Raw genomic sequence first — 10,191 nt, 5'->3', positions numbered from 1 at the left:
ACCGACATGACCACGCTGGTCGTTTGCATCAAACGCCGCCACGGAATGTCGGCGGCCGAGTTTTCGACCTATTGGCGCGACGTCCACGCCCCCCTGCTTGGCGCCTGCACCGATTTTACGCGGCACCTGATCAGCTATGTCCAGCATCACTTTGTCGATCGCGCATCGCCAGTGGCCGCGATGTTCGGCGTCTCCGGCGATTACGATGGTGTCGCGGTGCTGACCTTCCGGAATGCCGAGGCTCTGGCGCAGGCCTTTGTCGAGCCGCGGTATCTCGCCGACATCCGCCCGGACGAGCCCAACTTCGTCGATCTGACCAGTTCGCTGTCGTTCGTGACCGAACCGCATGTCGTGATTTCCCCGCCCGCCGACCTGTTTTCGATCGCTGGCAAAGTCGCGGTCGTCACCGGCGGCGCCAAGGGTGTTGGCGCCATGATCAGCACCGCGTTGGTGGATGCTGGCGCCCGCGTCCTGATTGTCGCGCGCGGCGGCACCGAGAGCGAGGCGTTCGCCGCTGCCTTGGCGCAGCGGGGCAGTTGCACCCTGCTGTCGCACGATCTGTCGACCATGGACGGAGTGCGCGCCGCGGCAGAAGCGGTCCAGAGCCACACGGACAAGGTTCACATCCTGGTCAACAACGCCGGAACATTCACCGCCGCGCCGATCGAGGCTCTGGCGGCAGACCAGTGGGATCGCGAAGTGGCGCTGAACTTGCGCGCGCCGTTTTTCCTGGTTCAGACACTGTTGCCGCAGCTCAAGGCCGCAGCCGGCGCGGGCGATCCGGCACGCGTGATCAACATCGGCTCGATTGCCGCACTGTGGGCAAAAAGCAGCATGGCCTATGCCTACAGCGCGACGAAAGGCGGGGTGCACCAACTGACCCGCGCGCTGGCATCCGATCTCACGCGGCAGGGCATCACGGTCAATGCGATCGCGCCGGGCTTTTTCCCCAGCGATATGACCACGGGCTTTTTCGATGCCGTCCCGGGCCTGAAGGAGCAGATGATCGAGGGAATTCCAGCCCATCGGCTCGGTTCGCCCGATGACATCGGCGGCACGGTCATTTTCCTGGCGTCGCGTGCCGGAGCCTACCTTTCGGGCGCGATCCTGCCGGTGGAGGGTGGACTATGGTCGGCGTAACGACAGTCGCCTTGCTCGAGCGCAAGCCGGGCATGTCGCGTGACCTGTTCTCGCGGTATTGGCGCGACATTCATGGCGTGATGGCCGCGCGGATTCCTGGGTTTGCCAGCTATACCCAGCATCATGTGACGCCGTTCTCGGCGGAGGCGGAGCCATTCGAAGGCATTGCGATCGTGACCTTCGCCAGCGAAGATGATCGTCAGGGGCTGGCCACCAGTGCCATGACCGGACACATTCACCGCGACGAACAGAACGTGTTCCGTCGCGCCTTGCTCTACAATCTGACGGCGGGGGCCGATACCCTCCTGATCGACGGCGAGCGCGAGCACGGCCAGTCTGCGTTCGTGGTCGTACCGCGGGGTGTCGATCCAGTTGAAATTTCGAGCGTTCTACTGGCGTCCGGCCCGACCTTTCTGGCGCGTTTCAACCTGACCACCGGCGACCCCGCCGCGTGGAATGCAACGGACGTCGACGAAGGCGGACGAGGCCGGCGCTTCGCCACGCTGCTGCAGGGCGTCTGGCCCGACGCAGGATCGGCGAGCGGCGCATTGGCCCGAGTGTCCGAAACGGCCGCCGCAACTTATTGGCTCGATCAGACGTTCGTCCTGGTCGAGTCCGGTCGTGCCACGCCAGTGGGCCTGCGCGGTTGGGACGCCGTTCGCACGATCGACGAGGCCGGCGCCGACAACCAGTTGACGATGGAGGTCGAGGACGCCTTGTACAAGCCGGGGTCCGGTGGGTGATAGCGCAGCAAGAGCGGAAAGCGCACGTACATCATGGCCACGAAGGGGATCCCTAGGGCGATGCGTTGAAGTAGCGGAACGGGCTGGCAGGCTTGCGGGGGCGGGGCATGAGAGCCCCTGCCCTTATCGGGTTACCAAGCGATGCGTACCACGCTGACAGTGCGGCCGGTCCTGCCGTTGGCCAACCCCGCTGGTCACACCATGGCGCGCGTCAGCCGGTGGCCTTCCTGAATGGCGAACTGCAGATCGCGCGGGGCGCGGGCATCGCCGACGATGGTCAGGTTTTGCCCTTGCACGAAGCCCTTTTCACGCAACGCGTCATAGACGTCGCGCTGGGGCTGCTTGGCGTTGATGAAGACGGTGATGTCGGCCGGGATCGTGCGGCTTTGCCCCTCATACAACGTCTGGGCCTCGCACACCCCGTTGCCAAGGCGCAGGATGCGGCTGCGGATCATCAGATCGAACCGGCCGGTTTCGGCAAAACGGCGGAAGGCGGGATCGACGCGCGTGACCGAATCGAGCAGCGGCGCGACCGTTTCGAACCGCGTGACAAACGTCACCCTCAGCCCTTTGGACAGCAGGTATTCGGTGGCCGCCAGCCCTTCATAATGGCCGACATCATCGAACACGACGGCGGTTTCCCCCAGATCCATCTGCGGCGACGCCAGCAGTTCGACCGCCGACACCGTGCGGGCGGTATCGAACCCCGGGACGGGCTCCGCCGGATAGCGGTACTGCACGCCGTTGTCGCGCGGCACTGCGCCGGTGGCGATCACCACATGATCGGGGTTTTCGGCGGCCACATCGTCCGCATCCCAGTAGTTCGAGGTGCGCACATCGACACCGAGGCGGTAGATTTCCTGTTCCAGCCAGAAGGCAATGTCGCCGATGGTGTGCAGGAACGGCGCGCGGCGGGCCAGCACCAGCTGGCCGCCCAGCGATGGCCCCGCTTCGACCAGGATCACCTCGTGGCCCTTGAGGCGGGCAATGCGCGCCGCCTCCATCCCGCCCGGACCGCCGCCCACGACGATGACCTTGCCCGGCGTCTCCACCGGCATCACCAGGTCTTCGGACAGCGTTCCTTCCAGCCCGGCGGCCGGATTGATCGTGCACGACATCGGATAGCCCAGGTTGGTCGCCTGCCAGCAGGCCTGGTTGCAGCCGATGCACGCGCGCACCTGTTCGGGATGGCCAGCTTGGGTCTTGCGCACGATATCGGGGTCGGCGATGTGGGCGCGGTTCATGTGGACGATATCGGCGATGCCATCGCGCAGGATCTGCTCCGCCTCGTCCAGCGTGCGGAACCGCCCGATGACAAAGCGCGGCACTTCGGGCGTGGCGGCGGTGATCTTCCGGGACGATTCAAGCTGGTAGCCCATCGGCTGATCCATCGCCGCGACGAACTTGAAATTGTAATAGTCGCTGTAGCTGACATCGAGGAAGTCGATGAAATCCTCGTCGCGCAAGGCGCGCACCACGGTGTTGATCTCGTCCTCGTCCAGCCCGCCCGCGCCGGTGCTGACCGAAACGCGCATGCCCACCGGATAGTCCGATCCCACTTCGGCGCGTACCGCATGCATGATCTCGCGCAGGAAGCGCATCCGGTTTTCCAGCGATCCGCCATAGCGGTCCGTCCGCTGGTTGGTCAGCTTGTTCAGGAACTGCATGATGAGGTAACCGTGCGAGGCATGGATTTCGACCCCGTCGATCCCGCCTTCGCGGCACCGCCGGGCGGATGCGGCAAAGGCGGCGATCACTTCCTCGATCTCGGCAATGCCCATCGGATTGGGCACGATGCCGGTGGCCGGATTGGGCACCGCCGATGCGCCCCATGGCGGGGACTGATCCATCACCGGATAGATATGTCCGCCGTGCCAGATCTGCTGAAACACGCGCATGCCGTGCGGGCGGATCGCCGCCATCAGCTTCTGATACCCGCCAATGACGCTGTCATCCATGTTCGACAGGCTGAGCACCGAGGACGGGTGCACCGTGGCGGCTTCGAGGATCGACAGGCCCACACCGCCCTTGGCGCGGGCCACATGATAGTCGATCAGACGATCGGTGATGGCGCCATAGTTGCTGAGCATGGTGCCATGCGCCGGGCGCGCGATCCGGTTCCTGATCTCCAGCCCCTTGATCGTCAGCGGTTCATAAACCAGTTTCAGGGCCATGCTTGTCTCCCATGCCGCAGGACCGGCGCATTTTGCCCGTCGCCCGTGCCGAATTCGTCGGTAAGTTCTTGGCCGCGCCGGATCAGCCGCCTGCCAGCATCGCTTCAAAATCGGCGACATAGGGCTGATGCGCGGACAGCCCGCCATCGACATGCAGCACGGTGCCGGTGATGTAGCCCGCCTCATCCGACGCCAGATAAGCCACCGCCGCCGCCACATCGTCGGGCGTGCCAACACGCGGCGACAGGATCTGCTTCATGAACGGTTCCAGGTTGGTCTGGCCCGAATTGGCGAAGGCAGGGGTCATGATCAGGCCCGGGGCGATCGCATTGCAGCGGATGCCCTCGGCGGCATGCTGGGTGGCGACATAGCGGGTCAGCGAGACCACCGCGCCCTTCGACGTGCCATAAGCCACCCGCGCCAGATCGCCCAGAAACGCCGAGCCTGAAGCGGTGTTGATGATCGACCCGCCACCGGTGCGCGCCATGTGCGGAATGGCAAAGCGGCAGCCCACGAAATAGGCGCGCAAGTTGATCGCCATGGTCTTGTCCCACAGATCGTAAGGGATGTCGGTGACCTTGGAATCGCGCGCCAGATCAGCGCCGACATAGGCCGCATTGTTGTGCAGAATGTCGAGCCGGCCGAAATGCTGCGCCGCAAATTCCACCATCGCCTCGACCGAGTCGTTGTCGGCCGCGTCAAAGGCATAGCCGTGCGCCGCGTCGCCAATCGCTGCAGCGACCGCCTCGGCCGCTTCGTGGGCGATATCGGCGACCAGTACTTTCGCGCCCTCGCGCGCCAGACGTCGTGCGGTGGCCGCACCAATGCCGCCCGCGCCGCCCGTCACGATGGCGACTTTGCCTTCAAGCCTGTTCATTGCCCAATTCCCCGGTTCTGCATGCTATCCTGGTCCGCCGCGGCGATCGGCACGGCGTTGACCCATTGCCGGATCAGCAGCAGCGAACGGATCCGCCAGATGCCGTCATCCCGCTGATATTCCTCGTGATAGTGACCACAGCCTTCCAGCGCGGCGAGGCCCAGCCGACTTTGCCCGCCCGGCTGCCACCACAGCCGATCCTGCATCGCCCAGATGCCGCGCGCGGTGGTGGGCGTGTCGATCTCGATTTCGGGCATATGACCGTGATGCACGCTGACACTGCCTTCCATGCCGCTGGCGATGAAGGCGATCGACGCTTCCAGGTCGAGCGGCGCATTCTGGGCCTCGGTGAAATGCAACGTGGCGTCGGGCGTGAACAGCGTCCGCAACGATGCCCAGTCGCGCGCGTCGATACAGCGGAAATAGCGCGCCTTCAGTGTGTGGATCGCCAGAACGGCGGCCACGCTTTCCATATCCGCGAGCTGAACTGCGCCCATAGGCTGCCTGCCTCTTCACCATAAGCCCGGCTTGCCCGGATCCGGCAATCTAGCTGGCGCAGCCGGGGCGGACCCGCAAGCCATCCACCCCGCTCATGACCTCCACAAGCGATGCTTGGCCGACGCGCGATGCGCGCGCCGTCGTGGCTGTGCGGACATCGCTATGCGTCATCGGCCAAATCGGCCTGCCGGCATTCGGCAGCCCGCCGCAATCGGCTAGGGCCAGCCAAGCCGTCAGGCCAGAATGCAAGGATCCGCAAGTGACGACAGTGTCTGGCGCCCCAGCGCCCTCCGATCGCGCCACAGCCCCGCAGGGCGCAGCCCGGGGCGGCACGCTGCTGCGCCTGCTGCTGGCCTTGATGCTGGCGGCGGCCGGTGGCGATCTGTGCGTCGGCGGGCTGGCGCTGCTGCGGCTGGGCGGGTCGCCCTATTATATCGCGGCGGGCGCTGCGCTGCTCGTCGTGGCGCTGCTGATCGTGCTGCGCCACCCGGCGGCGCTGCCGGCCTACGCCCTGATCTTGCTGGCAACGCTTGGCTGGGCGCTGGCCGAAGTCGGGCTGGACTGGTGGCAACTGGCGCCGCGCGGCGGGGTGCTGGTACTGTTCGGCATCGTGCTGCTGCAGGGGCCGGTGCGGCGGCGGATCGCGCGTGGCGACGCGTTGCGGGCAACATCGACTTTTACCGCGCTGCCCTTGCAAACGGCGATCGCGGCCGCGATCGGCATCGCGATCGCCGCATGGATCGCCGCCCCGCAGACCACAACCGGCGCCTTGCCCGCCGCCGCGCATGCCGATGCCGCAACCAGCGGCGACTGGCCCGCCTATGGTGGCGACGCTGCAGGGCGGCACTGGTCGCCCCTCACCCAGATCACCCCGGCCAATATCGCGCGTTTGGTGCCCGAATGGCACTATCACACTGGCGACTGGCCGCGCCCCGGCGATCCGCTGTCGGTGACCTACGAAGTCACCCCGCTCAAGATCGACGGGGCACTCTTTTTGTGCACGCCCCATGCCCAGGCCATCGCGCTTGATGCCGAAACCGGCCGCGAGCTGTGGCGGTTCGATCCCCACGCCGCGATCAGCGCCAGCGCGCCGTTCCTGACTTGCCGGGGCCTGTCCTACATGCCGCCAGCGCGGCCGGGCGATACCGGCCTTTGTGCAGCGCGCCTGTTCCTGCCCACGCCCGACGCCCGCCTGTTTGCGCTGGACGCACACAGCGGGCAGCCTTGCGCCGATTTCGGCAAGGACGGCGCCGTCGATCTTGCCATCGGCATGGGCGGCATGCAGCCAGGGATCTACTATTCCACCTCGCCGCCGGTCGTGGCGGGCGGGCTGGTCGTCATCGGCGGGCAGGTGGATGACAACCGCTCGGTCCACGAACCTTCCGGCGTGCTGCGCGCCTATGACGGGCGCACCGGCCGGCTGGTTTGGAACTGGGATGCGGGGCGCCCGGATGGCACTGCGCCGCTGCCCGCCGGCACGACCTATACCAACAACTCTCCCAACAGTTGGAGCCTGTCGAGCTACGATCCGGCGCTGGGGCTGATCTTTGTGCCGCTCGGCAACGCCACGCCCGATGAATTCGGCGGCGCGCGCACGGCCACGGTCGATCGGCTGGCAACGTCGGTGGTGGCGCTCGACGCGCGCACCGGCGCCTTGCGCTGGGCGTTCCAGACCGTGCACCATGACCTGTGGGACATGGATGTCGGATCGCAGCCCATCCTTGTCGATCTCGACATGCCCGGTGGCAAAGTGCCCGCGCTGGTCCAGCCCACGAAAACCGGCAATATCTTCATCCTCGACCGGCGCACCGGCAAGCCGATCCTGCCGGTGCGCGAAGTCAGCGTGCCCAGCGGAACGGTGCCGGGCGACCATGCGGCGCCCACCCAGCCCGTCTCGGCGCTGAACCTCCTGGCCCATTCGCGCGAAACGGAAAGCGGCATGTGGGGCCTGTCCCCGTTCGACCAGATGCGCTGCCGCATCGCCTTTCGCCGATTGCGCTATGAAGGGCCGTACACGCCGCCCTCACTGCAGGGCACGCTGGTCTATCCCGGCCATCTGGGTGTGTTCAACTGGAGCGGCATCGCGGTCGATCCGGTGCGACAGGTGGCCATCGCGACACCCAACTACATGGCCTATGTCGACAGGCTGATCCCTCGCGCCGACTACGCACGGGCTACGGCAGCGGCCGGCGCTTCGGAATTCGGCAACAGCCCCAATGCCGGCGCGCCGTACGGCGTCAACATCATGCCGTTCCTGTCGTCGCTGGGCCTGCCCTGCCAGGCGCCGCCATGGGGCGTGATCGCGGGCATCGACTTGCGCTCGGGCAAAGTGGCGTGGCGCCATCCCAACGGCAGCGTGCGCGATCTGACACCTCTGCCCCTGCCGTTTGCGCCGGGAGTGCCCGCGCTGGGCGGTCCGGTGGCGACGGCAGGCGGGGTCGTCTTTTTGTCGGGCACGCTCGATCATTACGTGCGCGGCTATGATGTGACGACCGGGCGCGAACTGTGGCGGTCGCGCCTCCCGGCTGGCGGGCAGGCGACGCCGATGACCTATCTGGCACCGCACAGCCACCGGCAGATGGTGGTGGTCGTCGCCGGCGGCTACCGGGCCATCGGATCGACACCGGGCGACGATGTGATCGCCTTTGCGCTGCCGCATCAAGGCCTCTGATCAGGCCCGGTTTACGGCAGGCGTCGGGTCACCTCGATCCCGGCGCCGATCGGCAGCAGCACGCTTTCAAAGCGCGCGTCGGCCCGGATGCGGGCGCGGTAGGCGACCGCGTTGTCGGCGTTATCGGGCGGGAACGTCATGTTGTCGGCGATGACGATGGCACCCGGCGCCAGCTTGTCGGCGATCCGGTCGAAGCACGGGATATAAAGGTCTTTCCAAAGATCGATCAGGACAAAGCCGATCTCGCCCGCGAACGCCTCGAGCGAGGCCAGCGCATCGCCTTGGACAAACCGCACCACGGGATCGAGATCGACCGACGCCAGCATCGCTTTCGCCGCCGCGATCTTGCCGGCGTGGATTTCGAACGAAACAACCTTGCCGCCCACCGCGCGCGCCGCCTCGGCCAGCCACAAGGTGGAGTAGCCATAAGAGCTGCCGATCTCGACCACGACAGCGGGGCGCAACGCGCGGATCAGGTCGTTCATCAGCCGCCCGGTTTCCGGTCCGACCGGCAGCAGGTAATCATCGACTTTCGCATAGGCATCGGCGCGCGACAGGCTGGCCTGCTCGGCCTGCTCGCGCTGCCAGCGGGCTTCCAGATCGTTCAGCAGCGCGGTGATCGCAATGTCCATGGTCATGTCACGTTCCACAGCAGGGGCACGGCGCCCGGGTTACGGAACTGCAGGCCGCGAACGACCGGCGCCGGCTGATCGGGGTCCAGCCGCAGGCCCGGCAGATTCAGCAGGAAATTGGCAATCGCCTCCAGCTCCAGCTTGGCGATCGGCATGCCAAGGCACATGTGCACCCCGTGGCCAAAGCCGAAACTGCGCCGGAACGGGCGGTCGATATCGAACGCATCGGGGTGTTCGAACACCGTCTCGTCGCGATTGGCCGAACCGATCACCAGCGAAACGGCCGCGCCCCCGGGGATCGCCACGCCGCCCAGTTCGGTGTCGCGGGTGGCGCGCCGGGCGAGATAGCCGGCCACCGGTTCCAGCCGCATCGATTCGGTGATCGCCTTGCCCAGCAGGCCGCGATCGGCGCGCACCCGTGCCAGCACGGCCGGATTTTCGAACAGCAACGTGAACAGGTTGGCCACCGTGCGCGTCGTCGTCTCGGCGGCGGCGGGCAGCATCATCCGCACGATACCGGCGATCTGTTCGTCGGTGAAGGTCACGCCATCCAGTTCCGCATGGATCAGCCGTTCGATCATCGTGTCGCCCGCGGCAGCCGCCGCGCGCTTTTCGCGGACGATCGCCTTGACGCTCTCGTCCAGTTCGGCGGCGGCGGCAAAGGCACCGGCCATCGCGGCCTCGGCCTTTTCGGGATCGATCTGCGGCCCGTTGAGGATGCGCAGCGCCTGATCGGCAAAGCGCGCCATCGAGACCGGATCGTCCGGAAAGCCCAGTACGGTATAGATCGCGTGGATCGGGAAAGGCAGCGCGATATCCTGCAGCAGCTCGGCGCGGCCCAGCCCCCGGATCCGATCGCCATACTGCCGCTCGATCAGCGGCATGATCAGTGTTTCCTTCCAGCGCCGCAGCGCATCGGGGGCAAAGCAGGTCTGCAGCAGGCCGCGCAACTGCCGGTGCGATCGCCCGTCGCGCGCGCTCAGGAACATCTCGCCCAGAAACGTGCCCAGCCCGTCGGCCAGAAGATCGCTTGACCAGGTGACATCGTCGCCCAGCACCGCCTCGACATCGGCATGGCGGTACACGGTAAACACCTGCCGCCCGACATTGGCGTAATCGGCCTGCGAGGGAATGCCGTAGCGGGCAAGGATATCGCCCGGCATCACCGGCTCATCCCGCCGCGCCGCCGCATACAGCGGATACGGGTCGGCCATGCCGCCCGCGCCATACGTCGCGCTGACCGAAACGAAGGCGTCTGGCTGGAACGCGTCCGGGGCGGGTGTTTCGCCGGCGAGCGTATCGCCCATGGCAGCTGTCACGAGGGTCGATCCTTGGTTTGTTCGCGCTTGGGATCGGCTGGCCGGCGCATGGGGTCAACGCGGTCGCCTGTAGGCTATCGGACAAGCGGATGCGGGATCGGTCAAGGCCACCGCCGGGTGTTGAGCGCGGCGGTCAT

At 66.5% G+C, this 10,191-nt stretch carries 8 protein-coding genes; 3 read left to right on the top strand and 5 right to left on the bottom strand.

Annotated features, from left to right (window positions below; genetic code table 11):
• Nucleotides 1-6 precede the first annotated feature (6 nt).
• Complete coding sequence (locus tag NL2_RS04725; protein ID WP_157083031.1) at nt 7-1,140, top strand: SDR family oxidoreductase; 1,134 nt, start codon at nt 7-9, stop codon at nt 1,138-1,140.
• Nucleotides 1,128-1,883, top strand: a complete 756-nt coding sequence (locus NL2_RS04720) for an EthD domain-containing protein (protein ID WP_068072289.1) — start codon at nt 1,128-1,130, stop codon at nt 1,881-1,883. The genes NL2_RS04725 and NL2_RS04720 overlap by 13 nt, the downstream gene beginning before the upstream one ends.
• A gap of 194 nt (nt 1,884-2,077) precedes the next feature.
• Here the strand turns inward: NL2_RS04720 and NL2_RS04715 are convergent, their stop codons facing one another.
• The 3 genes from NL2_RS04715 to NL2_RS04705 all read right to left on the bottom strand — a co-directional run bounded on the left by NL2_RS04715 (nt 2,078) and on the right by NL2_RS04705 (nt 5,431).
• A complete protein-coding gene (locus NL2_RS04715; protein WP_068072286.1) occupies nt 2,078-4,057 on the bottom strand; it encodes an oxidoreductase in 1,980 nt (659 codons plus the stop codon).
• An 82-nt stretch (nt 4,058-4,139) separates the two neighbouring features.
• Nucleotides 4,140-4,934, bottom strand: coding sequence for an SDR family NAD(P)-dependent oxidoreductase (locus NL2_RS04710; RefSeq protein WP_068072280.1), 795 nt, complete (start codon nt 4,932-4,934; stop codon nt 4,140-4,142).
• Complete coding sequence (locus tag NL2_RS04705; protein WP_084355867.1) at nt 4,931-5,431, bottom strand: nuclear transport factor 2 family protein; 501 nt, start codon at nt 5,429-5,431, stop codon at nt 4,931-4,933. The genes NL2_RS04710 and NL2_RS04705 overlap by 4 nt, the downstream gene beginning before the upstream one ends.
• A gap of 260 nt (nt 5,432-5,691) precedes the next feature.
• Here NL2_RS04705 and NL2_RS04700 point away from each other — a divergent pair, with 260 nt between their 5' ends.
• On the top strand, nt 5,692-8,103 hold the full coding sequence (locus NL2_RS04700; protein WP_218006092.1) for a membrane-bound PQQ-dependent dehydrogenase, glucose/quinate/shikimate family: 2,412 nt from the start codon (nt 5,692-5,694) through the stop codon (nt 8,101-8,103).
• Nucleotides 8,104-8,114: 11 nt separating this feature from the next.
• Here the strand turns inward: NL2_RS04700 and NL2_RS04695 are convergent, their stop codons facing one another.
• Nucleotides 8,115-8,741, bottom strand: coding sequence for an O-methyltransferase (locus NL2_RS04695; protein ID WP_084355866.1), 627 nt, complete (start codon nt 8,739-8,741; stop codon nt 8,115-8,117).
• Nucleotides 8,738-10,054: a cytochrome P450 gene (locus tag NL2_RS04690; RefSeq protein WP_157083030.1), complete on the bottom strand. Its 1,317-nt coding sequence runs from the start codon at nt 10,052-10,054 to the stop codon at nt 8,738-8,740. Before NL2_RS04690 ends, NL2_RS04695 begins: the two co-directional genes overlap by 4 nt.
• Between the last annotated feature and the right edge of the window lie 137 nt (nt 10,055-10,191).

It is taken from the genome of Novosphingobium lentum NBRC 107847, from assembly GCF_001590965.1.
GTDB lineage: Bacteria > Pseudomonadota > Alphaproteobacteria > Sphingomonadales > Sphingomonadaceae > Novosphingobium > Novosphingobium lentum.
Note: the sequence above shows the minus strand (reverse complement) of the source record. Positions and strands in the feature narration are given on the sequence as shown.

Excerpts from the sequence above, each read along its gene's own strand:
- NL2_RS04725 (WP_157083031.1), top strand. The coding sequence starts at position 7 with ATGACCACGCTGGTCGTTTGCATCAAACGCCGCCACGGAATGTCGGCG.
- NL2_RS04720 (WP_068072289.1), top strand. The coding sequence starts at position 1,128 with ATGGTCGGCGTAACGACAGTCGCCTTGCTCGAGCGCAAGCCGGGCATG.
- NL2_RS04715 (WP_068072286.1), bottom strand. The coding sequence starts at position 4,057 with ATGGCCCTGAAACTGGTTTATGAACCGCTGACGATCAAGGGGCTGGAG.
- NL2_RS04710 (WP_068072280.1), bottom strand. The coding sequence starts at position 4,934 with ATGAACAGGCTTGAAGGCAAAGTCGCCATCGTGACGGGCGGCGCGGGC.
- NL2_RS04705 (WP_084355867.1), bottom strand. The coding sequence starts at position 5,431 with ATGGGCGCAGTTCAGCTCGCGGATATGGAAAGCGTGGCCGCCGTTCTG.
- NL2_RS04695 (WP_084355866.1), bottom strand. The coding sequence starts at position 8,741 with ATGACCATGGACATTGCGATCACCGCGCTGCTGAACGATCTGGAAGCC.